Below are 26,068 nucleotides of genomic sequence, written 5' to 3'. Positions count from 1 at the left end.
GCGGGAAGGCTTTTCAGCCCCCATCCCCTGCCGTAGCCTGTGGCCATACGCAGCAAGGAGCACGCGATGAAACTGATCTGGCTTGGCCATGCCGGCTTCCGGCTGGAGATCGAGGGGGCCGTCCTCCTCATCGACCCGTGGTTCACCGGAAACCCCTCCTTCCCCGAGAAGCGGCGCGACGAGGCGCTGGACGGCGTCACCCATCTGCTGCTGACGCATGGACATGGCGACCACACCGCCGATGCCCTGTCGGTCAGCAAAAGCCACAAGATCCCGATGGTGGGCATCGCCGACCTGATCGGCTGGTGGTCGAACGAGGAAGGGATCGAAGGCATCGGCTTCAACAAGGGCGGCACGGTCGATCTGAACGGCGCGAAGGTGACCATGGTCCACGCCGTCCATTCCAGCTCCGTCCAAGGCAAGTCCACGCCGATCTATACCGGAACCGAGTCCGGCTACATGATCGCGGGCGAAGGCCACGTCATCTATGTGTCGGGCGACACCGACATCATGGCCGACATGGACTGGATGGGCGACTACCACAAGCCCGACATCGGTATCCTGGCCTGCGGCGGGTTCTACACGATGGACATGGACCGCGCGGCCTATGCCGCGAAACGGTACTTCAACTTCAAGACCGTGATCCCCTGCCACTACAAGACCTTCCCGGCGCTGGCGCAATCGGCGCAGCCCCTGATCGACGCGCTGCCCGGCGTGCGCGTGATCGAGCCCGAGGTCCTGGTTCCGCTGGACCTCTAGGCCCCTCCGCCGATCCGCTCGGCGGCCAGCACCTGCACGATGGGACGCGCCTGCTCCTCGGTCATGCCGGGGGACAGGCGCGGATCATACAGCATCCCCAGCATCTGCTGGTCCATGTCGGTCAGCAAGGCAAACTCCTCGTCATCATTGAAGATCGAAGGGCGCGCCTGCGGGCTGTCGTTCTGCAGCCCAAGCCCTTGGGAGATCTCCTCGTGCAGGCAGGCCAGGCTCAGCAAGGTGGGATGTTCCTCACGGATCAGGGCGAAGGCGCTGCTGTAGGCCCCGGTCCTGTCCGTCGTGGCATAGACAAGGCAGTAGGTTTCCTTGGGCAGGTTCTGCACTGCCGCCACCTCGGCCGGAGACAGATTGGGCGCGGCCTGCGCGATCACGGGGCCCATGGCGCGGCGTTCATCCTCGTTCACGATGAAGATGTTGAAGTTGACCTCATGATCCGCCAGCGCGATGGAGTGGCCGGTCAGGGTTTGCAGGCGGGCCAGATAGGATCCGATGCGCGCCCGTTCCAGCGCCCGGTCCGCGGCCGGCACCGAGGGGCCGAAGATCAGGCCTACCCGCACCGGCTTTTGCCAGCGCCGCATCGTGGTCGGGGTTTCCCCGGCGGTGAAGCCCTCGGCCCCCCGACGGTATTCGTCGCGGAAAGCGATCCGGAGGAAGTTGTCGGCAAGGATTCGGTCATCCCAGGGCGTGTCGGGGCCTCCTCCATCCGTTCGCAGCAGCCCCTGGGCCAGCAAGCTTTTCTGCACGCCCGCGTAATACCCGCTCAGCGCGACCGAGGCGGCAGAGGGCGGCGGCGGCACCAGATCCGCCGGGCGCGCCTTCGGATGGACAGGTTCGACCGGCACCGGGGCCGGCGCCGGCGGCTCGGCGCAGGCGGCCAGCAGCAGGCACAGCAGTCCAACACTCCGCGCCCGAACGTGCATGGTTCTATCCCTTCGGGCGGGCCTTTGCGGCCGCCAGTGCTTCACGCAGTTCCACTTCCATGCGACGCAGGCTTTCCTCGGCCGTCGCGCGCCGCGCCTTCGCCTCCTCGGCGATGGTCAGGCTTTCGTTGATCGTGGTGATCAGCTCGCCATTCGCATGACGCACCGCCTCCACATCGAAGACCCCCCGCTCCGTCTGGGTGCGGATCTCGCGGTTGGCTTCGCGCAACTGGGTGGCGTTCGACGTCAGCAGCTCGTTCGTGAGGTCGGTCGCGTCCTTGATGGCCCCCGCCGCCTCGCGCCCGCGCTGAACGGCCACGGCCTGCGCCAGCTGCGTTTCCCACAGCGGCACCGTGTTCACGAGGACGGAGTTGATCTTGGTCACCAGGCTCTTGTCATTCTCCTGCACGAGCCGGATCGACGGCAGAGACTGCATCGTCACCTGCCGCGTCAGCTTCAGGTCGTGCACGCGCCGGTCCAGATCGTCCCGCGCGGCGCGCAGGTCGCGGATGGCCTGTGCCGCGATGTTCTTTTCGGAGGCCGCAAGGTCGGTCATCGCCGCCTCGCGCGCGGGGATGATATCGCGGTCCAGTTCGGCGATCTTCGCCTCGCCCGCCGCGATGTAGATCGCCAGCTCGCGATAGAAGTCCAGCGTCCGGTCATACAGCATGTCCAGCGCCTTGATGTCCTTCAGCAGCCCATGTTCGTGCTTCAGAAGGGCATCCGTGATGCTGTCGATCTGGCTGCCCACGCGGTCGTAGCGGGCGACGAAGGTGGCAAAGGGCGTGGCGCGGCGGGTCACACGCTCCCAGAAGGTGGGCTCGCGCCGCACGTCCAGTTCGGACACGGAAAAGCCGCGGATCGTGGTGATCATGTCGCGCAGGCTGTCGCCCGCCGGACCGACCTCCTTGTTGCGGACATCCTCCAGCATCTTGGCGCTGATCTCCTGCAGGCCGGACTGCGCGCCGGCGCCGAAGCGGATGATCGATTCGGTCCGGTTCAGATCCAGTTCGGCCATGCGGGCGCGGATGACCTCCGCCTGTTCCGGTGTGGCGGTGTCCAGCGTCAGCGGGCTTTCGGAATCGTTGGGCAAAGCGGTGGTGGGGGAAAGCGCCTCGATTTCGTCCGAAGGGGCCGTGGCGTCGGTGTTCATGCTCTTCCTCTTTCTTCCCGCGTCAGCCTGTCGCGCAGGACCGAGATTTCCAGGTCCAGATCCGCACGGTCGTTCTGCAACAGGACGGACGTACGGTTTGCGAAGTCGGTTTCAAGGTCCGACAGCAGCGCGACATAGTCGCGGCGCGCGTCCCCGTCGGCGCGTTGTGCCGACAGGTCGGCAAAGGCCACCGTCGCGTCCCGCGCGCCCATCAGATAGACGCCCAGGTAACGCCGTGCGCCGGGCAGATCGCGGGGATCATCCTCCACCCGGCGGAACAGGCCGCGCGCTGTGGCGACAAAGCCCGCCACGCGGCCCGACAGCGCGGGATCACCCAGCGCCTCGATCCGGGTGGTGATTTCGTTCAGGTAGCTTTCCGCCTCGTCCACGGCGCGCGCCACGCGGGACGCGTCGAGCCCTTCCCCCTTGTCGCGCAGGGGATCGACGCCGAAGCTGGCCACGTGCAGCGCCGCACCCGCCACCCCCATCAGAAGCGCCAGAACCGGCCCCTGCTGCACCGTTCCGACCGCAAGGCCCAGACCCGTCGCCCCTGCCGCCATCAGCTTGCGCGGAAGGGCGGGACGGCGGGCGATGGTGCGCGTGTCATAGGCCAACCCCGCGCGCAGCCCTTCCCGCGTCAGCCACGAGGACGCGATGATCAGCAGCCCCGCCGCCCAGAAGGTCAGCAGATGCGCGGCGTCGCCGAAGAAGCCCGTCAGGAAAAACAACGCCGCCGGAAGCAGCATCATCCGCGCCCGGCTGCTGCCGCGCAGGCGCCGCCGCCCGTCGAAGGGATGCCGGCGTGCGATCATGCGCCACCGCCGCAGGATACGAAAAGCATCAGCCCCATCAGAAGCAGGAATGCAAGTTTAGCGAAGCCCTCGCCGGACATATGTGCCTCGTTGTGTTTGTTCTTCAAACGTAGCCGAGGGTGACCCCCACGCCAAGGGCCACCGGGCGAAATGCGCCGATCAGGCGCCCCGCGCCTTTGTCACTTCGCCCGCCACGCCGTTCCAGGCGCCGGCCACCAGCGCCACGCCCAGCACGCGGTCGGGGTTGGTGGGGGGCGGCATCACCACGTGGTCCAGCTTGCGAAAACCAAAGCGGCGATAATAGGGTTCGTCCCCCACCAGCATCACGCGTTCCCAGCCAAGGATCCGCGCCTCGGCCAGCGTTTCGGTGATCAGCAGCGCGCCCAGGCCCTCCCCCTGCCGGGTGGGGTGCACGGCGACGGGGCCCAGAAGAAGAACGTCATGGCCGTCGATCTCGGCCGGCCAGTAGCGGATCACGGCCGCGATGGGGCCACCCGGATCGCGCAGCACGGCGCACAGCGCGGCCACCGGCGGCACCCCGTCCCGCAACCGATAGGACGACAGGGCCGTGCGTCCCGGCGCGAAACACAGGTCATAGAGCGCCTCGACCTCCCACCAGTCGGCGGGTTGTTCCTGCTCCAGCTGATACATCGGTTCCCCATCGTGACTGGAAATGCGCCTAGCACGGGTGCACATTCCCTGCAAACCTTCAAGGAGTTGCCATGTTCTACCGCCCCGAAGACGGCCATAACCTGCCGCACAATCCCTTCAACGCCATCGTGTCGCCGCGGCCCATCGGCTGGATCTCCACCCGCTCGGGGACGGGGGACAATCTTGCGCCCTATTCGTTCTTCAACGCGGTCGCCTATGTGCCGCCGCAGGTGATGTTCGCCTCTACCGGCATCAAGGACAGCGCCCACGCAATTCGGGAATCGGGGGTGTTCTGCGTCAACATCGTGTCCACCGATCTGGCGGCGGCGATGAACGCGACCTCGGCCAGCTTTCCGCGCGGCACGGACGAATTCACGGCGGCCGGCATCGCGAAGGCCGAATGCGACACCATCGACTGCCCCCGCGTGGCCGAGGCGCCGGCATCGCTCGAATGCCGGGTGACGGAGATCGTGGCCCTGCGGGGCAACGGCAACCTGCTGATCCTGGGCGAGGTGACGGGCATCCACATGCGCGACGATTGCGTGGTGGACGGGCGCTTCGACGTCACCCGCTTCCACCCCTTGTCGCGGCTGGGATACCGCGATTACGCCTCGGTCACCGAGGTGTTCGAGATGGTCCGCCCCGACGACCGGAAGGCTTAGGCTCCCGCTTGGTGGGGTCCGACCCGAAGGCGGTGGACTTGCCGCCCTTTTTGGCGGTTCCGAACGTCTTCGGCCCCGCACCCGCCGGCTTCGCCGGGGGGCGGCGCGGCTTGTCTTCCGTCTCCGCCTCAACCCGGCGGGTGCCGCTGCGCACCGGCTTCACGGCCGTATCGCGATCCTTCTTCAGCGTGACCACGCGGCGCGGCTTCTTCGCGGGCACGTCCTCCTCCACCGGATCGGACAGGCCCAGCTGGTCCTTCAGCACGCGCGGCTTGATCTCCTCCACCTCGCCGGGCTTCAGCTCGTTCAGGCGGAAGGGGCCGTAGCTGACGCGGATCAGGCGGTTCACGGTCACGCCGATCGACTCCATCGCGCGGCGGATCTCGCGGTTCTTGCCTTCCCGCAGGCCGACGGTCAGCCAGGCGTTCGCGCCCTGATGGCGGTCCAGCTTCACATCCATCGGCTGGAAACGCTCTCCGTCGATCACCACGCCCTTGCGCAGCGGTTCCAGCTGCGGATCGGTCGGGTTGCCCTTCACGCGCACGCGGTATTTCCGCAGCCAGCCGGTCGAGGGCAGTTCCAGCCGCCGCTTCAGCCCGCCGTCGTTGGTCAGCAGCAGCAACCCTTCGGAGTTGAGGTCGAGCCGCCCCACCGACATCACGCGCGGCATGTCCTCGGGCAGCGACTCGAACACCGTCTGGCGGCCCTTCTCGTCGCTTTCGGACGTCACCAGACCTTCGGGCTTGTAATACAGCCACAGGCGGGCCGGCTCCGGCGCCTCCAGCGGCTTGCCGTCCACGACGACGCGGTCCTTGGGCGTCACGTTCAGCGCGGGGCTGTCGATGACCTTGCCGTTCACCGACACCAGACCGGCCTCGATCATCCGCTCCGCCTCGCGGCGCGAGGCGACCCCGGCGCGGGACAAAACCTTGGCGATGCGTTCGCCGCTGGGGGAAGTGGGCTCGGTCATGGGAATCCTTCGTTTCGGCCCTGAAGGATATGGGTGGACAAGCCCGCGCACAAGGCGGCATGACATCCGCATGAGCCCCTTTCGCAGCCACATGCAGACCGCGCTGGACGAGGCCGCCGCCGCCGCCGCGCGCGGCGAGGTGCCGGTGGGCGCGGTGATCGTGGCCCCGGACGGCCGCATCGTGGCGCAGGCCGGCAACCGCACGCGCGAGCTTTCCGACCCCACCGCCCATGCCGAGATGCTGGTGATCCGCGAGGCGTGTCGTCTGGCCGGATCCGAACGCCTGGGCGGCCACGACCTTTACGTCACCCTGGAACCCTGCCCCATGTGCGCGGCCGCCATTTCGGCCGCGCGGATCGGGCGGCTGTATTACGCGGCCCCCGATCCGAAATCCGGTGGCGTGGCGCAGGGGCCGCGGGTCTTTTCCCACCCCCAGTGCCACCACGCGCCCGAAGTCTACGACGGCCTGCGCGAGGGCGAGGCTGCCGCCCTTCTGCGCGCCTTCTTCGCGGGTCGTCGTTGACAACATCCCCTCGCCCGCCCATGACGGCTGCGACAACAGGAGGCCCGCCATGCCCGCACTCGACCTGACCCGCGTCCTTCCCGAAGCCCGCATCCCCGAACTGCCGAACCCCTATTTCGGCAAGGTGCGCGATTGTTACGACCTTCCGGACAGGGGCGAGGGCGAACAGCGGATCCTGATCTCCTCGGACCGCATCTCGGCCTTCGACCGCATCCTGACGGCGATCCCGTGGAAGGGTCAGGTCCTGACGCAGATGGCCCGCTGGTGGTTCGAACAGACCGCCGACATCGCGCCGAACCATGTGGTCGCCTATCCCGACCCGAACGTCGTGATCGGCAAACGGGTGGAAATCCTGCCGGTGGAGATCGTGGTGCGCGGCTATCTGGCGGGCACCACCGGCACTTCGGTCCTCACGCTCTACAAGAAGGGCGTGCGCCAGATGTATGGCCACACCCTGCCCGACGGACTGCGCGACAACGAGGCGCTGCCCGCCCCCATCATCACCCCCACGTCCAAGGCCTTCGACGGCGGCCATGATGAACCGCTGGACGAGGCCGCGATCGTGGCGGGCGGCCTTCTGACGCAGGCGCAATGGGACGAGGTGTCGGCCATGGCGCTGGCCCTGTTCGCGCGCGGCCAGACCATCGCCTCCCAGCGCGGCCTGATCCTCGTGGACACGAAATACGAATTCGGGCTGGACGACGACGGCCGCATCCTGCTCGCGGACGAGATCCACACCCCCGACAGCTCCCGCTACTGGCACGCGGCCAGCTATGCCAAGGCGTTCGAGGCCGGCACCCGCCCCGACAGCTTCGACAAGGACGTGATCCGCGCCTGGGTCGCCGAACGCTGCGACCCCTATGCGGATGCCATCCCCGAGATTCCGGCCGAGATGATCGCCCGCACCGCCGCCGCCTATGTGGAAGCGTTTGAAACGATCACCGGCGAAGCCTTTGTGCCCGACACGACCGGTACCACCCCGCTGGACCGCGTCCGCGTCAACCTGCAACCCTTCTTCCAATAGGGCTTGCCGCCGACGCACGGTTTGCTATGCGTCGGCACCATGGAAGTGTGGCCGAGTGGTTTAAGGCTCTGGTCTTGAAAACCAGCGTAGGGGAGACCCTACCGTGGGTTCGAATCCCACCGCTTCCGCCATAATATAAGACAAACGTCTGACCTTATTGCTTAAATTGGACATTCACCAGATCATCCCACCGATAGTCCCACCAAACAAATTGTAAGATTCGCTCAATGAGAAGCCTCCCGTCCTCATAGCTAGCCCTGACGTCGAGGCCATGATCGTTGGAGCGGGTGGCACATGCTTCGCATGGATATTGGATCTACTTAGCTACCATTTTTGCCTCAGATCCCTTCCACGGACTGCTGGTGCAGGAATGCGTCGATCTCGACATCGAGGTGCGCCCCTTCGTCCCAGTGTTGCCAAACCGACTTTTCTTCGTTCAGCCGCTGGGTCCGAAGGCAAGCGAAGGAGCTGTCGCATTCGTGAAATTTGCCACTGCCCGCCTGCAGATGATGACGAATGAGCCAATGATCAAACATGCAGCGCAAGCGATCACGCGGGATAACTGACTTATCTGGGCAGCTCATACAAACCTGAGGACACTGTCATCGTTATGCTGCCCTGCATTCGGCTCGTAACGGATGAACGATAATCTAACAGTGCTCCGAAAACCTGCGTCCGGCCTTCATCGGTGAGGTCCCTAGAAGTGCCGCCCAAAACAATGAAGCCCCAAAGCTGTCGTTGAAGCAGCGCTGAGATCCTACCCGCCGTAGCCTGCGACTTACCCCCTTGATCGTCCCTCCGTCGCGCAGGCGTGGGCTGGTCAAGCGGAGCCGGACGAACAGCTTTGCCATCAACGCCCAAATCTAAAGGCGCCCGCACACACAGCAGAAGGCCATCATTGTGCCGAACAGCAGGATGTCCACGAACATCTGCGGATGCCGGCACAAAGAGTCCGCAAGGGCCCGGGGAGGGGGAAAGGCGTGCCCCCTCGAGTGCGCTCTCCTCCCATCGACGGATCAATCAGAAGTTACATTCCCCTACGCCGCCCTCCTTTGGAACGCCATCATAAATCACGAGTGATAAGGTCGTGTTGATGAACCAAGGAGAATCTGCATGCCAATGTCCATCCTGTCGCTTCGTCGCTTTTCGGCCCTTGTTCTGATGGCGACCACGGTCATGGCCCTTCCGCTTCAGGCACAGGATGTGGTACTGTGGGTGGGCGACCAGGTGGGGGCCGAACGTGCCCGGCTGGAGGCTGCGGGCCTTCTGAAGGACGTGCCCTACACGATCGAATGGTCGGTCTATCCCGCCGCCGTCAATCTGCACGAGGCGTTGAAGGCGGGTGCGATCGATGTGGGCAGTTCGGCCGACTCACCGGCCGTGGCCGCCATAGCGGGCGGGTCGAAGGTGAAGATCGCCGCCGCCTTCAACAACGGCGGGCGCGGCACCTCGATCATCGTGCCCGAGGACAGCGACATCACCTCGCTGGAGGGCCTTCGCGGCAAGACCATCTCGCCCACCACGCGGGGCAGCGTGTCGCATTACCTTGTTCTCGGCGCGCTGAAGCAGGCCGGGATCGATCCGTCCGAGGTGACGCTGGCCTTTCTCGCCCCCACAGACGCCTCGGCCGCGTTCCAGGCGGGCGGCATCGACGCTTGGGGCACCTGGGGCATCTACACTGCGCGCACGACCGGCATCCTGCACGCGCGGATCCTGACCGACGGCGCGGGCATCAACAGCGGATACTCCGTCTACTCCGTGACAGAGGAGGCGCTGGCCGACCCGGCTCGCCGCGCCGCCATCGCCGATTATGTCGACCGGATGGACCGCGCCTATGCCTGGTCTCAGGTCAATCGCGACTCGTTCCTCGAGTTCTATTCCCGCTTCACCAAGCAGGACCGCGAGGTGGTGGAACCGATGTTCGAGGAGCAGACGGCCTATGAACGTCGCCCCGTCAACGACGCGCTGGCCGCAGACTTGCAGAAGGTTCACAACACATGGGTGGAAGCGGGTGTTCTGACGGGCGATCTGGACATGTCGCAATTCATCGACCGCGGCCCGCTGCAGGAGGCCACGCAGTGACCCTGATCCAACCCATTCGACGCGCGCCGCAGCTGGAACGGCTGCGCCCCGCGACCCCGCGCAAGGGGCCGCCCCGCGCCCTGCGCCGCGCGATGGGGCCCTTGCTGCTGGTGGCGCTGTGGCAGGCGGCCTCCATGACCGGAGTCCTGCCGTCCGAGGTGCTGGCCGCGCCCTCCACGGTCATCGGCAGTGCGACGGAACTTGCCCGCACGGGCGAGTTGCAGGACGCGATCCTCGTGTCCCTGCGGCGCGTGATCTTCGGACTGGCCATCGGCGGCGGGATCGGCGTGATCCTCGCCATCACCGCCGGGCTGACCCGGCTGGGCGAGGATCTGGTCGACGCCCCCATGCAGATGATCCGGACGGTGCCGAACGTGGCGCTCATCCCTCTGCTGATCATCTGGCTCGGGATTGGAGAGGCGCCGAAGATCGCCCTCATCGCGCTGGCAACGGCCTTTCCCCTCTACATCAATGTCTATGCCGGCATCCGGGGTGTCGACCAGACGCTGGTGGAGGCGGCGCGCACCCTGGGCCTGTCGCGTGCCGCCATGGTGCGCCACGTCATCCTGCCCGGGGCGCTGCCCAACGCGCTAGTCGGCTTCCGCTACGCCCTCGGCGTCGCCTGGCTGGCGCTGGTGTTCGGCGAGCAGATCAACGCGACCGCCGGCATCGGCTATCTGATGGCCACCGCGCGGGAGTTCTTCCAGACCGACGTGATCGTGGTCTGCCTTGTCGTCTATGCCCTTTTGGGTCTGGCCGTGGACTTCATAGTCCGCCTTCTGGAAAGGAGCCTTCTTGCATGGCGTCCCTCGTTCATCGGCACTTAGAAGCCGCACCCGCCCCACCCGCCGTTCACATCCGCGGGCTGAACCGCAGCTTCGACGGTCGCCGCGTGATCGAGGGGCTGGACCTGACGATCGCGGCAGGGGAATTCGTGGTCCTTCTGGGCGCCTCGGGCTGCGGCAAGTCCACGCTGCTGCGCATCCTCGGCGATCTGGATCGTGACTTCGACGGGGAGGTGGACGTGCCCGCCCGTCGCGCCGTAGCCTTTCAAGCACCCCGCCTGATGCCGTGGAAGCCCGTCTGGCGCAATGTCGTGCTGGGCCTTCCCGGCCGGCCCGATCGGGCGCTGGCCGAACGTGCCCTGGCCGAGGTCGGCCTGTCGCACCGCACCGATGTTTGGCCCAAGGTGCTGTCCGGGGGCGAGGCGCAGCGCGCGTCCCTCGCGCGTGCGCTGGTGCGCGACCCCGAACTGCTGCTGCTGGACGAACCCTTCGCCGCGCTGGACGCGCTGACCCGCATCAGGGCGCAGGCGCTGGTGGCCGAGTTGTGGCAGCGCCATCGCTGCGCCGTCCTGCTGGTCACCCATGATGTGGAGGAGGCCGCCCTTCTGGCCGACCGCGTGCTGGTCATGAAGGACGGCGTGATCGCCCATGAACACCGCATCGACCTGCCGCGTCCCCGCGACGTGGCCGACCCCGACATCTCAAGGCTGAGGGGTCGGTTCCTCGACTGGCTTGGCGTGCACCACTGACAGGAGACATGACATGAACATTCCCCCAACGAACTGGAAAACCGATGGCATCCGGGTCATCGCCCCCCAGGCGCGCGACACGGGCACGCCTGAGACGAAGGGCATGAACCGGCAGGTCGCCATCTCGGGCAGCCGCACAGGGTCCACCTCCCTCTGGGCCGGCACGAACCATATCAAGCCGGGCGAGATCACGGGCGCGCACCACCACGGCCCGCTGGAAAGCATCATCTACGTCACCTCCGGCACGGCCCTGATGCGGTGGGGCGAACGGCTGGAGTTCATCACGAAGGCCGAGGCCGGGTCTTTCCTGCTGGTTCCTCCCTTCATGCCGCATCAGGAACTGAACGCCTCCGACACCGAGGATCTGCACTGCGCGCTCGTCCGCTCGGGCACCGAGGAGGTGGTGGTGAACCTGCCCGACCTCATCCCCGCGGACGATCCCGAATGGATCACCTTCTGATAGGAGACAGACATGAGCATCGAATTCATCGGCTTCATCGGCAACCGGAACGGATCCGAGACGATCCCCTTCACCGGCCCCGTCATCGACCGCGAGCACATCCGCGCCTCCGCCGCCATTCATGAGGCGGGCGGCTTCGACCGGGTGCTGCTGGCCTTCCACTCCCATTCCCCTGAAAGCCTGATGGTCGGGCAATACGCGGCCAGCGTCACCTCGCGGCTGGGGTTCCTGCTGGCGCACCGGCCGGGCTTCGTGGCCCCCACGCTGGCGGCCCGGCAGCTCGCGACACTGGATCACCTGACCGACGGACGTGTGGCCGTGCACATCATCACAGGTGCTGCGGACGCCGAGATGGCGCGCGACGGCGACTGGCTGAGCAAGGACGAACGCTATGCCCGCGCGTCGGAATACATCGACATCCTGCGCCTTCAGTGGCAGGCGCAGGAGCCCTTCGACTACGTAGGCGAGTATTACCGGGTATCTAGTGCCCGGTCCGACGTGCAGCCGCGTCACCTGCCGGTGTTCTTCGGCGGGTCGTCGTCGGCGGCGCTGGCCGTGGCGGGCAAACATGCCGACACCTACGCCCTGTGGGGCGAGACACTGGAACAGGTGGCGGAAACCATCGCCGCCGTCCGTGCCGCCGCCGAACCCTTCGGCCGCACCCCGCGCTTCAGCCTGTCCCTCCGCCCTATCCTTGCGGACACGGAAAAGGCCGCCTGGGCCAAGGCCGATCGCCTGTTGGCCCGCGCGACATCGCTGCGCAAGGATGGCCCCGGGCGCCACGAGATGACGGGAGGCAGCGCAACGCCGCCCAACGAAGGCTCTCGCCGGTTGCTGGCGGCGGCGGAACAAGGCAGCCGACTGGACCAGCGGCTTTGGACCGGAATGGCAAAGCTGACGGGGGCGGCCGGAAATTCCACCTCGCTGGTCGGCACCCCGGATCAGGTGGCCGAGGCCATGCTGGAATATCACCGCATCGGCATCGACACCTTCCTGATCCGCGGCTTCGATCCCCTGGAGGACGCCTTCGTCTACGGCCGCGACCTGATCCCCCGGGTGAGGGATCTGGCAGGGCAGCGGAGGTTCGTCGCCGCTGAATGATCCGGCCGACCTCGCTCCTATACAGGCCAAGCCTCACCTCGCTTGATCCTGCGCAAAACGGATGGCCGGGCTGATACCCAAGTGGCCCCGCGATGTCAGTTCCGCGGAATCCTAGATTTGCTCTGCCTAAAAACGAACGTCCCCCAAGTCCTATCACTGACCTATTTTAACTACCTCCGAGATGCAGACTCTTCGTTGACAGGAGGCTCGCCGGATGGGCCCAAATTGATGGGATAAACGCTGCAGAGTGCAGATCGCTCTGCAGCTAGCTCCTTAAACGGCTCGCCTCGCGCGGAGGCTTCGGCGTAATTCGACGGCCAATGGTAGCAGGATAGCCAGAGCCGCGAGTGCCAGCAGGGTAGCAGCGATGGGTCGGGTTACGAAGACGCTCATGTCGCCTTGGCTGATGGTCATGGCGCGACGGAACTGCTGCTCGGCGAAGGGTCCGAGGATCATGCCTATCACCACAGGGCTGGTCGGAAAGTCGTAGCGCCGCATGATGAAGCCCAAGATCCCGATGCCGTAGAGCAGTCCCAGATCGAAGACCGAACGGCTGATGCCGTAGGTCCCGATCGTCGCGAAGACGAGGATGCCGGCGTAGAGATAGGGCATCGGGATCTTCAGGATCTGCACCCACAGCCCTACCAGTGGCAGGTTTAGCACCAGAAGCATCACGTTGCCGATGTAAAGACTCGCGATCAGCCCCCAGACCAAGTCTGGTTGCGACGTCAGGAGTTGCGGGCCAGGGTTGATGCCGTAGCTCTGGAAGGCCGAGAGCATGATCGCCGCCGTGGCAGAGGTCGGCAAGCCGAGCGTCAGCAGCGGCACGAAGACCCCCGCGGCGGAGGCGTTGTTGGCGGCTTCCGGCCCCGCGACGCCCTCGATCGCCCCCTTTCCAAACTCCTCCGGGTGCTTGGACAGCCGTTTTTCCATGAAATAGGACAGGAAGGTCGGGATCTCGGCTCCGCCTGCGGGCATGGCGCCGATGGGAAAGCCCACGGCAGCACCCCGGAGCCACGGCTTCCACGATCGCGCCCAGTCCTGCCCGTTCATCCAAAGTGAACCCCTGATGGGGATGATCTCGTCCTTGCCGCGCCTGTAGCGGGTGGCAAGGTGCAGGGTCTCGCCCACGGCGAACAGGCCGACGCAGACGATGACCACGTCGATCCCGTCCAGCAGCGACATCTGTCCGAAGGTAAAGCGTGCCTGACCCGTCTGAAGGTCCACCCCGATCAGGCCGATCAGCAGGCCAAGCGCCAGTGCCGTCAGCCCCCTGATGATCGATGAACCGAGCACGGCCGACACGGTAACGAAGGCCAGCACCATCAGTGCGAAGTAGTCGGCGGGCGAGAACATCAGCGCCCATCTGACAATCACCGGTGCCAAGACCGTGATCCCTATTACCCCGATGGTGCCCGCAACAAAGGACCCGATCGCGGCCGTGGCCAGCGCCGGACCGCCACGCCCCGCGCGGGCCATCTTGTGGCCCTCCACGGCGGTCACGATAGTGGCGCTCTCGCCGGGGGTGTTGATCAGGATGGAGGTGGTCGATCCCCCGAACATCGCGCCGAAATAGATGCCCGCGAACAGGATGAAGGCCGCCGCCGGCTCCACCTGAAAGGTGATCGGCAGCAGGAGCGCGATGGTCAGCGCCGGGCCGAGACCCGGCAGCACGCCGATGGCAGTGCCGAGCGTGACGCCCACGACCGACCACAAGAGGTTCATCGGCGTCAGTGCGACCGAGAACCCGTGAATAAGAGAAACGAAGCCATCCATCAGAACAGATCCTCGATGAGGCCGTCACCCATGCGCAAGCCGAGCAGTTGGGCAAACCCAAAATAGGCGACAAGCGCCAAGACGAACCCCACCAGCGCTGCAAACCAGATCCGCCGCGCGCCGAAACCCTTGGCGATCAGCAGATACATCAGCGTGGAGGAGAGGATGAAACCGATCTGCGCGATCAGCAGCAAGTTTAGGAGAAGCCCGCCTGCGACCCAGGCAAGGGGAACGAGGTCGAGCGGCGGCTCTTCGGCGTCGGTGGCCTCGCATTGCCAGCGGCCGGCGAAGGCGTTGACCAGAAGCAGCACGCCCAGCACGGCAAGGGCCGCGCCGACGATGCGGGGGAAGACGGTGGGGCCGATGCGCGCATAGGCTGGCGAGACTTGGATCAGCGTGCTCGCCCAAAGCACTCCGATCCCCGTCAGCAGGACAGCCGATGCGACAAGGACAGGGCCGAGTCGCGATCTGTCCATATCAGCCTGCCAGCCCCAAACCTTGGAGCACGCCCCGGATCCGCGCGGTGTCTTCCTCCAGATAGGCCGCAAACTCGTCCCCTGAGAGGAACAGCCGGTCCCAAGCGCGGTCCTTCAGCGCGGTCTGCCAAGCCTCGGAAGCGTCCATCTTCGTCAGGAGGTCGATGAGCGCGGCGCGGTCCTCGTCGCTGATCTCCGGCGGTGCGAAAACGGCGCGCCAATTCAGGAGCTCCACGTCCAGCCCCTGCTCGCGGATGGTCGGCGCGTCGATCCCCGCCACCCGCTCCGGCGCAGAGATGGCGATGGCACGCAGATTGCCCGCCGCCACCTGCTCGGAAAACTCGCCCCAGCCCGAAACGCCGCAGGTCACCTGATTGCCCAGAAGTGCCGCCATCGCCTCGCCGCCGCCCGCGAAGGCGACATAGCTCACCGCCAGCGGATCGACCTCCGCCGCCTGCGCGATCAGCCCCGCAAGCATGTGATCGCTGCCCCCGGCGCTGCCGCCGGCCCAGGACACCGATCCCGGATCGGCCTTCAGCATCGCCACCAGATCCTTCAGCGACCGGATGTCGGAGGCGGCGGGGACCACGACCACCAGGTATTCACCCGTCAACCGCGCGATCGGCGTCACCATCGACAGGTTCACGGCCGAGTTGTTGGTGATGATCGCACCGACCATCACCATGCCGCCGGTCATCAGGGCGTTGCCCTCGCCGGAATACTGGTTGATGAACTGCGGCAGGCCGATGGTGCCGCCCGCGCCGCCCACATTGGTGATACGGGACGACCCGATCAGACCCTCGGCGCGCAGGACTTGGTCCATCACGCGGGCCGTCTGGTCCCAGCCGCCGCCGGGCGCGGCGGGCACGAAGATCTCCAGGTCGTCGATCTCCTGCGCCGCGGCAAGTCGGGGCATCCCGGCCATCAGGCCCAGCGCTCCGGTCGTCATCATGAATTGTCTGCGATCCATTGTCGTTCTCCTCCCTTGAAGATGCAGATGTCGCGGTCACTCCCCTTCGCGCGACATTGTCCGGTCCTCTGGCCCGTCATAGGTCCAAAGCCATTGCCTGGGGATCGGCCCCTTGTTGCGGGTCGACTCCAGGCTCTGTTCGTAGGCATGGGCCAGAATGCCGACCGAGCGGGACAGGATGAACAGCCCCCGGCACAGTGACGGCGCAAAACCCAGTTCAGCGTAGATGGCGGCGGTGGCCCCGTCGATGTTCATGGGCACCGGGCGCGACTTCGTGCGGCGCAGATGCTCATCGATGGCACGGGCGATGGCGGCGAAGCGCCCCTTCACCGTGCCCGCCGCGACCGCGTCGTCCACCAGCGCCAGAAGGCGCGGCGCGCGCGGGTCTACGGGATGGAAGCGGTGCCCGAAGCCCGGAAGGTATTTCAGCCCCTTCTCGGCCAGCACGTCCGCCACCGCATCCGGGCCGCCCGCCGCGTCGATCTCGAGGAACAGTTCGACCGCCTGCTCCCCCGCGCCGCCGTGGATGTCATCCAGCACGTTGATCGCGGAAGCCATGGCGCCATTGATCCCCACGCCTCCGGTGACGGCGATGCGCGAGATGGCGATGGAAGGCGCCTGCGGACCGTGATCAACCCCTGCGACCATCGCCGCTTCCAGCAGCCTTGCCTGTGCTTCGGTCGGGAGTTCGCCCCGGGTCATCAGCCAGACCATCTGAGGAAAGCTGACCCGGCCGATCAGGTCCTCGATCGCATAGCCGCGCATCCGGATCTCGCCGGGACGCATCTTGATTATGGAGGTCTTCCACCAGTCCTCGGCCAGCTTGCGGTCGTTGCTCATCATATCGCTCCCTCCACGGTCAGACGTTCCAGTTCGGAGGGCTCGATCCCGAGCGCGCCATATATGTCGCGATTGTCAGCGCCAAGCACGGGGGGCGGGTTGACCACTGTCGGAGCCGCACCGTTGAATTTCACTCCGGTGCGGACCACCGTGATATCCCGATCCACGCCTTCCGGTGCAGGAAACGTTGCCAGCAGCCCACGCTCTGCCACCTGCGGCGCCGAAAGGATCTGCGGCACCGACAAGATGGCGCCTGCCGGGACGCCGATGCGGTTCAGATCGGCCGCCCAATCCTCGGCACCACGGGTCGAAAGGGTCTGTTCCAGCTCTGCCCGCAGCGCGAGACGGTTCGTCTTGCGCAGCTCGCGCGTGGCGAAGCGCGCATCGGCCAGCAGATCCTCTCGCCCCAGATGAGTCGCCAGCGTCACCCACTGCTCATCCTTGTTGGCGGCGATGTTGATCGGGCCATCGGCTGTCTCGAATGCGCCCGATGGGGCAGAGGTGACGTTCTCGTTGCCGTTCGCCCGCGGCTCCACCCCCGCGATCAGGTAGTTGGAGACGACCCAGCCCATGGTCGCGACCACCGCCTCCAGCATCGATACGTCGATGAAGCTGCCACGCGCCGGCGCGTTCAGGGCGGCGGCGATGGCCATCGCCGCCGTCAGCCCGCCCACCGTGTCGGCCAGCGGGTAGCCGACCCGCAGGGGCGCGCTGTCCTTGTCGCCGGTGATCGACATGACGCCCGACGCGCCTTGGATGATCTGGTCATAGGCCGGACGATCCTTCCACGGCCCGTCCTGCCCAAAACCGGAAATGGCGCAATAGATCAGGCGCGGGTTTTCGGCCTTCAGAACCTCGTAGCCGACGCCGAGCCGGTCCATCACCCCGGGACGGAAATTTTCAACCAGAACATCGGCCGTCTGCACCAGCCGCTTCAGAAGTGCTTTGCCTTCGGGGTGCTTCAGGTTGACAGTGATCGACTTCTTGCCCGCGTTCTGCGCGAGGAACGACACGCCCATTCCGCGCCGGTTCAGCTCGGCATCCGCGCCAAGGTTGCGGGCAAGATCGCCCCGGCCGGACGCTTCGACCTTGATGACTTCCGCACCGAAATGGACCAGCTGGTGGCAGCAGAACGGCCCGGCAAGGACGTTGGTAAGGTCGAGAACGCGAATTCCGGCAAGCGGTATCATGGAACGATCCTCTGTCTTGATCTGGGTGGACATGTTCATGCGGATGCTCCTGCAAGGGGGATGATCCCGAAGACCAGCACACCGGCCAGCATCGCGACGAGCCCCACGACCCACAGGATCGAAGCGCGCTGGTTGTCGCGGTAATCGACGCCGACTAGGTTCACGAGCAGGTAGGTCGACGCGACAAGCGGGCTAAGAAGGCGGACCGGCTGGCCAATCAGCGAGGCGCGCGCCATTTCGGCGCCAGTGATCCCGTAAGCCTCGGCGGTGGAGGCGAGGATGGGCAGCACTCCGAAGTAGAGCGCGTCGTTGGTCGCGGCATAGGTCGCGACCGCGCTGGAGAGGGCGGTGACCGCTGCCATGTAAGGCCCAAGGTTGTCCGGCATGATGTTCAGGAGGCTTTTCGACATGGCATCATCCATGCCAGTGCCTGCCAGAACGCCGGTGAAGATGGACGCTGCGAAGATGAGGCCCACCACCGACACGACATTGTAGGAATGCGCGGCGATCCGGTCGCGCTGGTCGATCAAGGATGGGTAGTTGACGAGGAGGGCCACCGCGGTCGCCAGGATGAACAGGATCGGCAGCGGCAGGATGCCGGTGATCAGGCCAGCAAGCAGAGCGACCGTCAGCCCGACGTTGAACCAGCACAGCTTCGGGCGGCGGCAGTCCGGTGCCTCTTCCGTGTGCTGTTCGAGTTCGGCTTCCTCTTGCGGGCCGAGGACTCCAAGACGGCGGCGTTCGCGCAGGCCGAAGATCGTGGCCACGACGAGCAGGCACGCAAAGCCAACTGCCATGGCCGGGATCAGCGGGACGAACACTTCTGCAGCCTCAACATGCATCGCGGCCGCCGCCCGCGCCGTTGGTCCACCCCATGGCAGGATGTTCATGATGCCGATCGACATCAGAAGGAGCGTCGCCATGTATCGCGGGCTGAGGCCGATCGCGCGGTAAATGGGCAAGAGTGCGCTGACGCAGATGACGTAGGTGGTGGCGCCGTCGCCATCCAGCGCGACTGAGGTGCCGATGACGGCCGTTCCGACGAGGATCTTGAGCGGATCGCCCTTCGCGATGCGCAGGACGCGGGAGATCAGCGGGTCGAACACCCCGGCATCGGTCATGATGCTGAAGAAAAGGATGCCGAACATGAGCATGGCGCCCGTAGGCGCCAGCATCACGAGGCCGTCACGCATCATGTCGCCAAGACCGGCCGGATCGATCAACAGCCCGAACGCGGCCGGGACCAGCGCCAAGGCGACGAGTGCAGATAATCTTCCCGTCATGATCAGGGTGAGGAACACCCTGATCATGGCGAAGCCGCCGAATGAAAGCATTGAAGTCTCCTCCGTGTCACATGCATGACAGGAAAGACAGCGGCGAAAAATTCAGTTATATTCAGCGACCGCAAACCATCAGGACGCTGTCATGGATGTTCGCGATTTAGCCTATCTTCACGCCATCCTGCGCACCGGCAGCGTCGCCGCCGCTGCGGAACAGATGGGGCGAACTCCACCTGCCCTGACAAAAGCAGTCCGGCGTCTGGAGGAAGAACTGAACGTGACCCTGTTCCGTCGCATGGGGCGCGGACTAGAGCCGACCGAGGCGGCGACGTTCCTTGCCGACCAGACTTGGGGGATGGTGACGCGACTGGAGGTTGTCGGGCGCCAGGTCCGAGATGTCGGGGCGGGACGACGGGGACACCTGAAGCTCGGCGTGGCAGCCACCATGGCGGCAATCTTCCTGCCGTCTTTCCTGCGACGCCTCGGCGCGGAGCATCCCGATCTACGCATCTCCGTGATCAACGGCATGAACGACGTCCTGCACACGGCACTGCGCGAAGGCGACATCGATCTTGTGCTGGGCGTCGTCGACCGGACCAATCCAGACATGACAGATGCTCTTGTCCTTGCAGAGGATCATGTTCGGATCGCGGCGGCGGCCCATCATCCTCTGCAAGGGCGCCCCGTCGCCCTTGAGGAGGTCCTTGCGCAGAAATGGGTCCTGCCTGCACGAAGTGTTGCGATGCGCCAATGGTTCGACGCCGCCTTTGCCGCACGCGGCCTGCAACCACCTTCCCCTCATGTGGAGACTTCGTCGATCGCGGTGCTCGAAGAGCTGATCGGGGGAACCGAATATCTCAGCTTCATCTCTGGCCTGAAGATGGAACTTCCAGCCTTGGCCGACCGAATATCACCTTTGATGATTGATGAGTTCAGCATGGTGCGGCAGATGGGCGCCACTTGGGGGAGTGATCCTTCCCCTTCCACTCGCGTCGCGCTGTCGCTGCTTCTGGAAGCATGAACGCCGAGCCTTGATACAGAACTGAACGGCAGCTTCTTCCCATTAAGCTCATGGAGGGCGTGGCACGCGTATGGACAAAAGTCGTCAGCCGGCTGACAAAATATTTCAGGCGGGTTGCGATCCCATGGATGGGGTGTCATCCGGAGGCTCCAGAAGATCGGCTTCAAAATCGTCACCTGCTTCATGATCGGGAGCATCACCTCGGCCAGAGGTGAAGCGTCATGCCGCATCATGGAGAAGTGTGTTACCAGCGGCAGCCTCAGCACGACGCCAATAATTTGGCGGGCGCCTTCCGCGATCTGTGGCGCAAAGTGGTTGACCGGAAGGTAGCGTACCCCAAGGCCGTAGGTTGTAAGTTTGGCCACCATGCTCAGGCTGTTGCAGGACAGCACATTGTTCAGAACGAAGCCGTTTTCCGCGAACCACTTGCGATACGGGACCGTCAACACGGAATTTTCAGGCTGGCCGATGATCGGCAGCGCCGAGATCTGCTGCGGCGTCAGGGTGCCCTCGGGAAGATTGAGTGTCGGGCTCGCCATCCAGGCATTGCAGATGCGCCCGAGCGGAACGGCGTCGGCAGATCCTTCAGGACGCCTTCCATCGGGACGAGCTGATCCCCGGTCGCGTAAATCTGCACGTGCCAACCCAGAGGCGCGATCCGCCGACAGATTTCCTGCAACCGCTCCACCGTCGTCTCGCCCCACGACTGAGAAACGAAGTTGACCCGGACGCCGGTTGCCCTTTTCGCGGCCATGTCCCGAAGTTCCGTCTCGGCAATGTTGGTGTCGATCACTACCACGGCGCGCGCATCGCGGCCCATCTCCACCGTCGCGTTGAGCGTGCAACGGTTGTCGGTGCCGCAGGTGGACAGGTTGACGATGACGGCACGGCGGGTGCCGATCCGCGCCTGAAGCTGCTGGTAGGCGGTCACCGTCGCATCCTCCACCCGTTGTCCTTTCCAATGCAGGGACGCTGGATATCGCGTATCGAAGATATGGATGTGAGAGTCGCAGACATTAGATGGTATACGAAGCTGCGGTGGCGCATTGCCTGTCGAGGACGGAGCCGCCTAGCCTCCATTCCGTAATGTCGCACCTCGAGTGATATATCGGGTCATTTGGTTCTTCCCAAAACCTTCGGATTGACAAAGGCCGAGGTTGCCCCCGGCCTTTCGTCAGCTTTCTTCTTCTTGGAACGCTTCCTCGCGCTTTTTCCGGAAGCTGGGCAGGATCATCAGGGCCAGCAGGATCACCGTCGCCGCCAGCATGGTCAGGCTGATCGGGCGTTCCACGAAGATCGACGGATCGCCTTGCGTGATCAGCAATGTCCGGCGCAGGTTCGCTTCCAGCAACGGACCGAGGACGAAGCCCAGCAGAAGCGGCCCGGGTTCGCATTTCGCCTTGCGGAAGGCGTAGCCCAAAAGGCCGAAGCCCGCGGCCAGCAGCACGTCGAAGATCCGGTTGTTCATCGAATAGACGCCGACGCAGCAGAACAGAAGGATTGCCGGATAAAGAAGGCGGTAAGGCACCGTCAGCAGCTTCACCCACAACCCGATCAAAGGCAGGTTGATGAAGACCAGCAGCGCGTTGCCGATCCACATGGAGGCGACAAGGCCCCAGAAGATCTCCGGCTGCGAGGTCAGCACCGTCGGGCCGGGCGTGATACCGTGGATCATGAACGCCGACAGCATCATCGCCATCATGTTGTTCGACGGAATGCCCAGCGTCAGAAGCGGAATGAATGACGATTGCGCTGCCGCGTTGTTGGCCGCTTCCGGCGCCGCCACGCCTTCGACCACACCTGTTCCGAACTTCTCCGGGTGTTTGGAGACCTTCTTTTCTAAGGAATAGGCGCTGAAGGATGCCAAGGTCGCCCCACCGCCCGGCAGGATCCCGAGGAAGCTGCCGATTCCTGTGCCGCGCAGCACGGCAGGCCAAGAACGACGGAAATCCTCACGCGTGGGCCACAGGCGGGTCAGTTTCGCCACCTTGACGCCTTCGGAACCCGACCGTTCGAGGTTGGAGATGATCTCGGAGAATCCGAACAGGCCAATGGCGATGACCGTGAAGTCGATACCGTCGAACAATTCCAGCGAGCCAAAGGTCAGACGTTCCGCCCCCGTCGCCTGATCCGTGCCGACCATCCCGAACAGAAGACCGATCAGGATCATTCCGATGGCTTTCAGCACCGGACCGCTGGCAAGGATCGTCGCGGCAAGAAGCCCGAACACCATCAGGGCGACGTATTCCGCAGGTCCAAAGTTCAGCGCGAAACTCGACAGCATCGGCCCGGCGATGGCAATGCCGAAAGTGGCCACCGTGCCCGCGAAGAACGAGCCGAGCGCCGCAACGGCCAGTGCCGAACCGGCACGACCTTGCTGCGCCATCTGGTAACCGTCCAGCGCGGTGACTACCGCCGACGCCTCGCCGGGCAGGTTCACGAGGATCGCCGTGGTGGAGCCGCCGTATTGCGCGCCGTAATAGATCCCTGCCAGCATGATGATGCCCGCAAGCGGGGGCAAAAAGAAGGTGATCGGTAGCAGCACGGCGATCGTTGCCGTCGGGCCGATGCCCGGAAGCACGCCGATCAGCGTGCCCAAAAGCGCGCCGACCAGGCAAAAGCCGAGGTTCGCGGGGGTCATCGCTTCCGAAAACCCCAGCATGAGAAGATCGAATATTTCCATGTTCTTTTCCTCGGCTCAGAACGGCCAGAGTTCGATTTGCACGCCCAGACCATAGACGAAGACCAGTGCGCCGAACGCCGTCAGCCCACCCGCGAGCATCAGCGTGGTGCGCCAGCGGCCGCCGGGATCAGCCAGCGATCCGGCAATGATCAGCCAAAGCGACGCGATGATGAAGCCGCCGTGTTCGCAAAGATAGGCGAAGCCCACGATAGAGAGCACGATGACGAGCAGCGGACGCAGGCGCATGGCCTCGATGGCGACCGCCTCGCGGCGCAGGGCCGTGACGCCGATCACCGCGCCCAGCAGGATCAGCAGCCCGCAGACGGCGCGGGGCAGATATCCCGCACCCATCTGCGCCAGCGTGCCCTGATCCAGATCGCGCGCCAGCCAGAAGCCGAGCGCGCCGAAGCCGATGAACAGGCCTGCTGTCAGCAGGTCCGGACCGTCGCCTTTTCTCGCAACGCTCGGCCCGGTCATCACTGCCCCTCTTTGATCAGCGCGAAGATCTCGCGATAGCGGTCAAGGCGTGCGGGCATCGCAGCCTGCCAGTCGGAACCGGACTGGAAGGACAATGGCAGCGATTGCTGCTGCGCCTGCGCCTGGAATTCGGGGTTGGCCAGTGCGGCGTTGACAGCTTCGGCAAGGCGGGCGCGGATCTCCTCGGGCACTTCGCAACGGGTCGCAAGACCACGCTCAGAGGACATGATCACGTCGTAACCCTGCTCCTTCGCGGTGGGCAGGTCCGCGGCCAGCACCGACCGTTCCTCGGCGAACTGCCCCAAGGCGCGCATGGCGTTCTTGTCGGCCGTCGCGTATTCGCCGACGTTCAGGCCGATGGCGGTGATGTGGCCGCCCAGAAGCGCGGTCTTCGCCTCGTTTGCGCCGCCGAAGGGGATTGCCGTCAGGTCGATGTCGGCCGAACGTTCCAGCTGCAGCATCGCCATATGTTCGTCCGTGCCGACGCCGGTGGTGCCGATGGACACCGCGCCGGGGTTCTCCTTGGCAAAGGCGACAAGATCCTCCAGCGTCTGGAAGTCGGAGGAGGCCGGCACGATGAAGGTGCCCGGATCCTCGACGATGCGGGCGATCGGGCAAATCTCCGCCGGGTCGAAACGCAGCTTGCGGTCGATTTGCATGGTCAGGAAGCCCGGCGTGTTCAGCGACGACACCGTGTAGCCGTCGGGCCGCGCCTGCGACAAGGCGGTGTAGGTAATTTCGCCAGCGGCGCCGGGTCGGTTCAGGACCGGGAACTGCGCGTCCAATTCGGATTCGAGATAAGGCGCGAGCGTGCGCAGCATGATGTCGGTGCCGCCGCCGGGAGCGTAGGCGACGATCATCTCGACGGGGCGGTCAGCCGGCCAGTCGGCATGAGCCGCACCCGTTGCGGATGCAAGGACGGCTGCCGCGAGCGGCAGTGATTTCAGATAGGTCATGGTAGTCCTCCCTTGGTTTCTCCCCGGTTGTCAGATTCCGTCCGGAATCTCGCAACCCAGCTTCTTCAAGGCTGCGTCAACCCAGGAACGGTCGTTCGTTCCTGCTTCGATCGCGGCCATCTGCTTCGCCTCGGCCTCCCCCTTGGCGACGGTCTTGTCGTAGATGTCTTTGGCGGCGTCGAACGGCACGGCAAGCACGCCGTCGCTGTCGCCGATGACCAGGTCACCCGGCTCGATCACCATCCCGTCGATGGCGATCGGGACGTTGATCTCCCCCGGGCCGTCCTTGTAAGGACCGCGATGCGTGACGCCGGCGGCGAAGGTCGGCAGGTTGACCTTCACGAACGCGTCGGCGTCCCGGATGGCCCCGTTCAGCACGAAGCCCGCGACCCCCTTTTTCACGGCATAGGCCAGCATCAGCTCGCCCATCAGCGAATTGGTCAGATCGCCGCCGCCATCGACGACGATCACATCGCCGGGCTGCGCCATGTCGATGGCCTTGTGCAGCATCAGGTTGTCGCCGGGGCGGGCCTTCACCGTGATCGCGGGCCCGGCCATCTGGCCGTCGGCGTGCATCTTCATCAGGCGCGGACCGGCGGCGGTCATGCGGGACATGCTGTCGCTGACATTGGCCACGGGCAGCTGCAGATAGCGCTGCACGAGGTCGGCGGAGACGGCACGGTTGCGTTTCAGGATGCGAAATCCGGTAGCCATGATGCTCTCCTCAGGCCGTGATCTTGAGTTTGGCGCGGTTGACGATGCGCGCAGGGGAAACGGAACGCCCCGCCAAGACATCGACGATGCCCTGTGCCGCCTCGACACCGACGCGGTTATTGGCTGCCGCAGTCACGCCTCCGATATGTGGACTAAGGACCAGTCGCGGCTCGGACCAGAACGGGTGGTCGGCCGGCGGCGGTTCCTGTGCAAAGGTGTCGAGACCGGCACCGAAGATTCGGCCTTCGGCCAAGGCGGCGGCAAGGGCCGTCTCGTCGATCAAGCCGCCCCGCGCCGTGTTTATGATGATGGCATCGCGTTTCATCAGCGCGAGTCGTCTGGCATTGACGACGTGCTTCGTCGCGGGAGTCAGCGGGGAATGCAGGCTGAGAACGTTGCTGGTAGCGAACAGCGTGTCCAAATCCTCGACCCGTTCCACGCCCTCGGCGGCGAAGACCTCGGCCGGGGTGAAGGGGTCGTAAGCACGGACGCTCATCCCGAGCCCTTTGGCAAAGCGGGCGGTCTGCCGCGCGATGGCCCCGAAAGCGACAAGGCCCATGACCGATCCTGCAAGTTCGCGGCCTTGAAAGCCTGCCTTTTCCCAGCGACCTTCGCGGATGCTTTGGTCGAGCGGGATGACCTTCTTGGCCACCGCGAACAGGAGGGCGATCGCATGTTCGGCGACCGACACCGCATTGGCCCCGGCGGCGTTCAGCACAGGGATGCCCCGCGAGGTGGCAGCGTCCACGTCGATGTTGTCGACGCCGGCCCCGTGCTTGGACACGACGCGGAGGCGGGGCGCCGCATCGAACACACCGCCGTCGATCCGCCCCATGCGGGCGAGGATGCCCACCGGATCGGCCTGACGCACCGCGGCGATTAGCCCGTCTCCGTCACTGTAGGGTGGCACGTAGACCGGGACGTAGCCCGCATCCACAAGCACGTCGGTGGCGGCGGGTGCCAAGCTCGGCCCCGTGATCAGGATATTGTTTGTCATCGTCCTCCACGATGCCACT

The 26,068-nt window shown here is 65.2% G+C and carries 28 protein-coding genes, 1 tRNA gene and 1 pseudogene; 12 read left to right on the top strand and 18 right to left on the bottom strand.

The annotated features are described in order from the left end of the window. The first annotated feature begins 66 nt into the window (after nucleotides 1-66). On the top strand, nucleotides 67-759 hold the full coding sequence (locus ACSHZY_RS06100) for a metal-dependent hydrolase (RefSeq protein WP_435166824.1): 693 nt from the start codon (nucleotides 67-69) through the stop codon (nucleotides 757-759). Here the strand turns inward: ACSHZY_RS06100 and ACSHZY_RS06095 are convergent. The 4 genes from ACSHZY_RS06095 to ACSHZY_RS06080 form a co-directional block, all read right to left on the bottom strand. Then, on the bottom strand, nucleotides 756-1,697 hold the full coding sequence (locus ACSHZY_RS06095; protein ID WP_435166821.1) for a DUF2927 domain-containing protein: 942 nt from the start codon (nucleotides 1,695-1,697) through the stop codon (nucleotides 756-758). The genes ACSHZY_RS06100 and ACSHZY_RS06095 overlap by 4 nt on opposite strands. 4 nt (nucleotides 1,698-1,701) lie before the next feature. Further along, nucleotides 1,702-2,850 (bottom strand): toxic anion resistance protein, encoded by a 1,149-nt coding sequence (locus ACSHZY_RS06090; protein WP_435166818.1) that lies wholly within the window; start codon nucleotides 2,848-2,850, stop codon nucleotides 1,702-1,704. Continuing rightward, complete coding sequence (locus ACSHZY_RS06085; RefSeq protein WP_435166815.1) at nucleotides 2,847-3,662, bottom strand: 5-bromo-4-chloroindolyl phosphate hydrolysis family protein; 816 nt, start codon at nucleotides 3,660-3,662, stop codon at nucleotides 2,847-2,849. Before ACSHZY_RS06085 ends, ACSHZY_RS06090 begins: the two co-directional genes overlap by 4 nt. A 159-nt stretch (nucleotides 3,663-3,821) precedes the next feature. Continuing rightward, nucleotides 3,822-4,313 carry a GNAT family N-acetyltransferase gene (locus ACSHZY_RS06080; RefSeq protein ID WP_435166812.1) on the bottom strand — a complete coding sequence of 164 codons (492 nt, stop codon included), beginning with the start codon at nucleotides 4,311-4,313 and terminating at the stop codon, nucleotides 3,822-3,824. A gap of 71 nt (nucleotides 4,314-4,384) precedes the next feature. Here ACSHZY_RS06080 and ACSHZY_RS06075 point away from each other — a divergent pair, with 71 nt between their 5' ends. Next, nucleotides 4,385-4,975: a flavin reductase family protein gene (locus ACSHZY_RS06075; RefSeq protein ID WP_435166810.1), complete on the top strand. Its 591-nt coding sequence runs from the start codon at nucleotides 4,385-4,387 to the stop codon at nucleotides 4,973-4,975. Here the strand turns inward: ACSHZY_RS06075 and ACSHZY_RS06070 are convergent. After that, a complete protein-coding gene (locus ACSHZY_RS06070; protein ID WP_435166808.1) occupies nucleotides 4,929-5,945 on the bottom strand; it encodes a pseudouridine synthase in 1,017 nt (338 codons plus the stop codon). The two genes, ACSHZY_RS06075 and ACSHZY_RS06070, sit on opposite strands and share 47 nt — an antisense overlap. Before the next feature lie 70 nt (nucleotides 5,946-6,015). On the opposite strand from ACSHZY_RS06070, the gene ACSHZY_RS06065 reads away from it, so the two are divergent. From ACSHZY_RS06065 to ACSHZY_RS06025, 9 genes are all read left to right on the top strand, one after another. Further along, nucleotides 6,016-6,468: a nucleoside deaminase gene (locus tag ACSHZY_RS06065; RefSeq protein WP_435166805.1), complete on the top strand. Its 453-nt coding sequence runs from the start codon at nucleotides 6,016-6,018 to the stop codon at nucleotides 6,466-6,468. 49 nt (nucleotides 6,469-6,517) lie between these two features. Further along, nucleotides 6,518-7,492 carry a phosphoribosylaminoimidazolesuccinocarboxamide synthase gene (locus tag ACSHZY_RS06060; RefSeq protein WP_435166802.1) on the top strand — a complete coding sequence of 325 codons (975 nt, stop codon included), beginning with the start codon at nucleotides 6,518-6,520 and terminating at the stop codon, nucleotides 7,490-7,492. Nucleotides 7,493-7,533: 41 nt separating this feature from the next. Further along, nucleotides 7,534-7,623: transfer RNA gene (locus ACSHZY_RS06055), tRNA-Ser, on the top strand. Between the two features lie 147 nt (nucleotides 7,624-7,770). Next, complete coding sequence (locus tag ACSHZY_RS06050) at nucleotides 7,771-8,058, top strand: hypothetical protein (protein ID WP_435166799.1); 288 nt, start codon at nucleotides 7,771-7,773, stop codon at nucleotides 8,056-8,058. Between the two features lie 547 nt (nucleotides 8,059-8,605). Continuing rightward, the gene (locus ACSHZY_RS06045) at nucleotides 8,606-9,574 is read left to right on the top strand and encodes an ABC transporter substrate-binding protein (protein ID WP_435166796.1); all 969 of its coding nucleotides are present in this window, start codon (nucleotides 8,606-8,608) and stop codon (nucleotides 9,572-9,574) included. After that, on the top strand, nucleotides 9,571-10,401 hold the full coding sequence (locus ACSHZY_RS06040; RefSeq protein ID WP_435166793.1) for an ABC transporter permease subunit: 831 nt from the start codon (nucleotides 9,571-9,573) through the stop codon (nucleotides 10,399-10,401). Before ACSHZY_RS06045 ends, ACSHZY_RS06040 begins: the two co-directional genes overlap by 4 nt. Further along, nucleotides 10,374-11,108 (top strand): ABC transporter ATP-binding protein, encoded by a 735-nt coding sequence (locus ACSHZY_RS06035; RefSeq protein ID WP_435166791.1) that lies wholly within the window; start codon nucleotides 10,374-10,376, stop codon nucleotides 11,106-11,108. The genes ACSHZY_RS06040 and ACSHZY_RS06035 overlap by 28 nt, the downstream gene beginning before the upstream one ends. A gap of 13 nt (nucleotides 11,109-11,121) precedes the next feature. Beyond that, nucleotides 11,122-11,568 carry a cupin domain-containing protein gene (locus ACSHZY_RS06030; RefSeq protein ID WP_435166788.1) on the top strand — a complete coding sequence of 149 codons (447 nt, stop codon included), beginning with the start codon at nucleotides 11,122-11,124 and terminating at the stop codon, nucleotides 11,566-11,568. Nucleotides 11,569-11,580: 12 nt separating this feature from the next. Then, nucleotides 11,581-12,669: an LLM class flavin-dependent oxidoreductase gene (locus ACSHZY_RS06025; RefSeq protein ID WP_435166785.1), complete on the top strand. Its 1,089-nt coding sequence runs from the start codon at nucleotides 11,581-11,583 to the stop codon at nucleotides 12,667-12,669. Nucleotides 12,670-12,942: 273 nt separating this feature from the next. Here ACSHZY_RS06025 and ACSHZY_RS06020 read toward each other — a convergent pair whose 3' ends face one another. Genes ACSHZY_RS06020 through ACSHZY_RS05995 form a run of 6 tightly spaced genes read right to left on the bottom strand, consistent with a single transcriptional unit; the run spans nucleotide 12,943 to nucleotide 19,255 of the window. Continuing rightward, a complete protein-coding gene (locus ACSHZY_RS06020; RefSeq protein ID WP_435166783.1) occupies nucleotides 12,943-14,445 on the bottom strand; it encodes a tripartite tricarboxylate transporter permease in 1,503 nt (500 codons plus the stop codon). After that, complete coding sequence (locus ACSHZY_RS06015; protein ID WP_435166780.1) at nucleotides 14,445-14,921, bottom strand: tripartite tricarboxylate transporter TctB family protein; 477 nt, start codon at nucleotides 14,919-14,921, stop codon at nucleotides 14,445-14,447. The genes ACSHZY_RS06020 and ACSHZY_RS06015 overlap by 1 nt, the downstream gene beginning before the upstream one ends. Nucleotide 14,922: 1 nt before the next feature. Further along, nucleotides 14,923-15,891, bottom strand: coding sequence for a Bug family tripartite tricarboxylate transporter substrate binding protein (locus ACSHZY_RS06010; protein WP_435166777.1), 969 nt, complete (start codon nucleotides 15,889-15,891; stop codon nucleotides 14,923-14,925). A gap of 36 nt (nucleotides 15,892-15,927) precedes the next feature. Then, nucleotides 15,928-16,731, bottom strand: a complete 804-nt coding sequence (locus ACSHZY_RS06005) for a citryl-CoA lyase (RefSeq protein WP_435166774.1) — start codon at nucleotides 16,729-16,731, stop codon at nucleotides 15,928-15,930. Further along, nucleotides 16,731-17,954: a CaiB/BaiF CoA transferase family protein gene (locus ACSHZY_RS06000; RefSeq protein ID WP_435166954.1), complete on the bottom strand. Its 1,224-nt coding sequence runs from the start codon at nucleotides 17,952-17,954 to the stop codon at nucleotides 16,731-16,733. The genes ACSHZY_RS06005 and ACSHZY_RS06000 overlap by 1 nt, the downstream gene beginning before the upstream one ends. Nucleotides 17,955-17,956: 2 nt before the next feature. Then, nucleotides 17,957-19,255, bottom strand: coding sequence for a CitMHS family transporter (locus ACSHZY_RS05995; RefSeq protein ID WP_435166771.1), 1,299 nt, complete (start codon nucleotides 19,253-19,255; stop codon nucleotides 17,957-17,959). 91 nt (nucleotides 19,256-19,346) lie between these two features. On the opposite strand from ACSHZY_RS05995, the gene ACSHZY_RS05990 reads away from it, so the two are divergent. After that, nucleotides 19,347-20,222 carry a LysR family transcriptional regulator gene (locus ACSHZY_RS05990; protein WP_435166768.1) on the top strand — a complete coding sequence of 292 codons (876 nt, stop codon included), beginning with the start codon at nucleotides 19,347-19,349 and terminating at the stop codon, nucleotides 20,220-20,222. A 251-nt stretch (nucleotides 20,223-20,473) separates the two neighbouring features. On the opposite strand, the pseudogene ACSHZY_RS05985 reads toward ACSHZY_RS05990, so the two are convergent. The 7 genes and pseudogenes from ACSHZY_RS05985 to ACSHZY_RS05955 form a co-directional block, all read right to left on the bottom strand. Beyond that, nucleotides 20,474-20,761, bottom strand: a pseudogene (locus ACSHZY_RS05985) (LysR substrate-binding domain-containing protein); the annotation flags it as partial. Next, on the bottom strand, nucleotides 20,722-21,222 hold the full coding sequence (locus tag ACSHZY_RS05980) for an amidohydrolase family protein (protein WP_435166952.1): 501 nt from the start codon (nucleotides 21,220-21,222) through the stop codon (nucleotides 20,722-20,724). The gene ACSHZY_RS05980 and the pseudogene ACSHZY_RS05985, both read right to left, overlap by 40 nt. A gap of 174 nt (nucleotides 21,223-21,396) precedes the next feature. Beyond that, nucleotides 21,397-22,905 (bottom strand): tripartite tricarboxylate transporter permease, encoded by a 1,509-nt coding sequence (locus ACSHZY_RS05975; RefSeq protein ID WP_435166765.1) that lies wholly within the window; start codon nucleotides 22,903-22,905, stop codon nucleotides 21,397-21,399. 15 nt (nucleotides 22,906-22,920) lie between these two features. Next, nucleotides 22,921-23,382: a tripartite tricarboxylate transporter TctB family protein gene (locus ACSHZY_RS05970; protein ID WP_435166762.1), complete on the bottom strand. Its 462-nt coding sequence runs from the start codon at nucleotides 23,380-23,382 to the stop codon at nucleotides 22,921-22,923. Continuing rightward, nucleotides 23,382-24,338, bottom strand: a complete 957-nt coding sequence (locus ACSHZY_RS05965) for a tripartite tricarboxylate transporter substrate binding protein (protein ID WP_435166759.1) — start codon at nucleotides 24,336-24,338, stop codon at nucleotides 23,382-23,384. The genes ACSHZY_RS05970 and ACSHZY_RS05965 overlap by 1 nt, the downstream gene beginning before the upstream one ends. A gap of 30 nt (nucleotides 24,339-24,368) precedes the next feature. After that, nucleotides 24,369-25,052 (bottom strand): RraA family protein, encoded by a 684-nt coding sequence (locus tag ACSHZY_RS05960; protein ID WP_435166756.1) that lies wholly within the window; start codon nucleotides 25,050-25,052, stop codon nucleotides 24,369-24,371. A 10-nt stretch (nucleotides 25,053-25,062) separates the two neighbouring features. Further along, nucleotides 25,063-26,049: a hydroxyacid dehydrogenase gene (locus tag ACSHZY_RS05955; RefSeq protein ID WP_435166753.1), complete on the bottom strand. Its 987-nt coding sequence runs from the start codon at nucleotides 26,047-26,049 to the stop codon at nucleotides 25,063-25,065. Nucleotides 26,050-26,068: the final 19 nt, after the last annotated feature.

Origin of the sequence: Falsirhodobacter sp. 1013, from assembly GCF_051195255.1 — a bacterium.
Classification (GTDB): domain Bacteria; phylum Pseudomonadota; class Alphaproteobacteria; order Rhodobacterales; family Rhodobacteraceae; genus Falsirhodobacter.
This window is presented reverse-complemented; position numbering and strand designations above follow the sequence as displayed.

Bases quoted from the DNA above. Each gene is read 5' to 3' on its own strand.
- ACSHZY_RS06100 (WP_435166824.1), top strand. From the start codon at position 67: ATGAAACTGATCTGGCTTGGCCATGCCGGCTTCCGGCTGGAGATCGAG.
- ACSHZY_RS06095 (WP_435166821.1), bottom strand. From the start codon at position 1,697: ATGCACGTTCGGGCGCGGAGTGTTGGACTGCTGTGCCTGCTGCTGGCC.
- ACSHZY_RS06090 (WP_435166818.1), bottom strand. From the start codon at position 2,850: ATGAACACCGACGCCACGGCCCCTTCGGACGAAATCGAGGCGCTTTCC.
- ACSHZY_RS06085 (WP_435166815.1), bottom strand. From the start codon at position 3,662: ATGATCGCACGCCGGCATCCCTTCGACGGGCGGCGGCGCCTGCGCGGC.
- ACSHZY_RS06080 (WP_435166812.1), bottom strand. From the start codon at position 4,313: ATGTATCAGCTGGAGCAGGAACAACCCGCCGACTGGTGGGAGGTCGAG.
- ACSHZY_RS06075 (WP_435166810.1), top strand. From the start codon at position 4,385: ATGTTCTACCGCCCCGAAGACGGCCATAACCTGCCGCACAATCCCTTC.
- ACSHZY_RS06070 (WP_435166808.1), bottom strand. From the start codon at position 5,945: ATGACCGAGCCCACTTCCCCCAGCGGCGAACGCATCGCCAAGGTTTTG.
- ACSHZY_RS06065 (WP_435166805.1), top strand. From the start codon at position 6,016: ATGAGCCCCTTTCGCAGCCACATGCAGACCGCGCTGGACGAGGCCGCC.
- ACSHZY_RS06060 (WP_435166802.1), top strand. From the start codon at position 6,518: ATGCCCGCACTCGACCTGACCCGCGTCCTTCCCGAAGCCCGCATCCCC.
- ACSHZY_RS06045 (WP_435166796.1), top strand. From the start codon at position 8,606: ATGCCAATGTCCATCCTGTCGCTTCGTCGCTTTTCGGCCCTTGTTCTG.
- ACSHZY_RS06035 (WP_435166791.1), top strand. From the start codon at position 10,374: ATGGCGTCCCTCGTTCATCGGCACTTAGAAGCCGCACCCGCCCCACCC.
- ACSHZY_RS06030 (WP_435166788.1), top strand. From the start codon at position 11,122: ATGAACATTCCCCCAACGAACTGGAAAACCGATGGCATCCGGGTCATC.
- ACSHZY_RS06025 (WP_435166785.1), top strand. From the start codon at position 11,581: ATGAGCATCGAATTCATCGGCTTCATCGGCAACCGGAACGGATCCGAG.
- ACSHZY_RS06020 (WP_435166783.1), bottom strand. From the start codon at position 14,445: ATGGATGGCTTCGTTTCTCTTATTCACGGGTTCTCGGTCGCACTGACG.
- ACSHZY_RS06015 (WP_435166780.1), bottom strand. From the start codon at position 14,921: ATGGACAGATCGCGACTCGGCCCTGTCCTTGTCGCATCGGCTGTCCTG.
- ACSHZY_RS06010 (WP_435166777.1), bottom strand. From the start codon at position 15,891: ATGGATCGCAGACAATTCATGATGACGACCGGAGCGCTGGGCCTGATG.
- ACSHZY_RS06005 (WP_435166774.1), bottom strand. From the start codon at position 16,731: ATGAGCAACGACCGCAAGCTGGCCGAGGACTGGTGGAAGACCTCCATA.
- ACSHZY_RS06000 (WP_435166954.1), bottom strand. From the start codon at position 17,954: ATGTCCACCCAGATCAAGACAGAGGATCGTTCCATGATACCGCTTGCC.
- ACSHZY_RS05995 (WP_435166771.1), bottom strand. From the start codon at position 19,255: ATGCTTTCATTCGGCGGCTTCGCCATGATCAGGGTGTTCCTCACCCTG.
- ACSHZY_RS05990 (WP_435166768.1), top strand. From the start codon at position 19,347: ATGGATGTTCGCGATTTAGCCTATCTTCACGCCATCCTGCGCACCGGC.
- ACSHZY_RS05975 (WP_435166765.1), bottom strand. From the start codon at position 22,905: ATGGAAATATTCGATCTTCTCATGCTGGGGTTTTCGGAAGCGATGACC.
- ACSHZY_RS05970 (WP_435166762.1), bottom strand. From the start codon at position 23,382: ATGACCGGGCCGAGCGTTGCGAGAAAAGGCGACGGTCCGGACCTGCTG.
- ACSHZY_RS05965 (WP_435166759.1), bottom strand. From the start codon at position 24,338: ATGACCTATCTGAAATCACTGCCGCTCGCGGCAGCCGTCCTTGCATCC.
- ACSHZY_RS05960 (WP_435166756.1), bottom strand. From the start codon at position 25,052: ATGGCTACCGGATTTCGCATCCTGAAACGCAACCGTGCCGTCTCCGCC.
- ACSHZY_RS05955 (WP_435166753.1), bottom strand. From the start codon at position 26,049: ATGACAAACAATATCCTGATCACGGGGCCGAGCTTGGCACCCGCCGCC.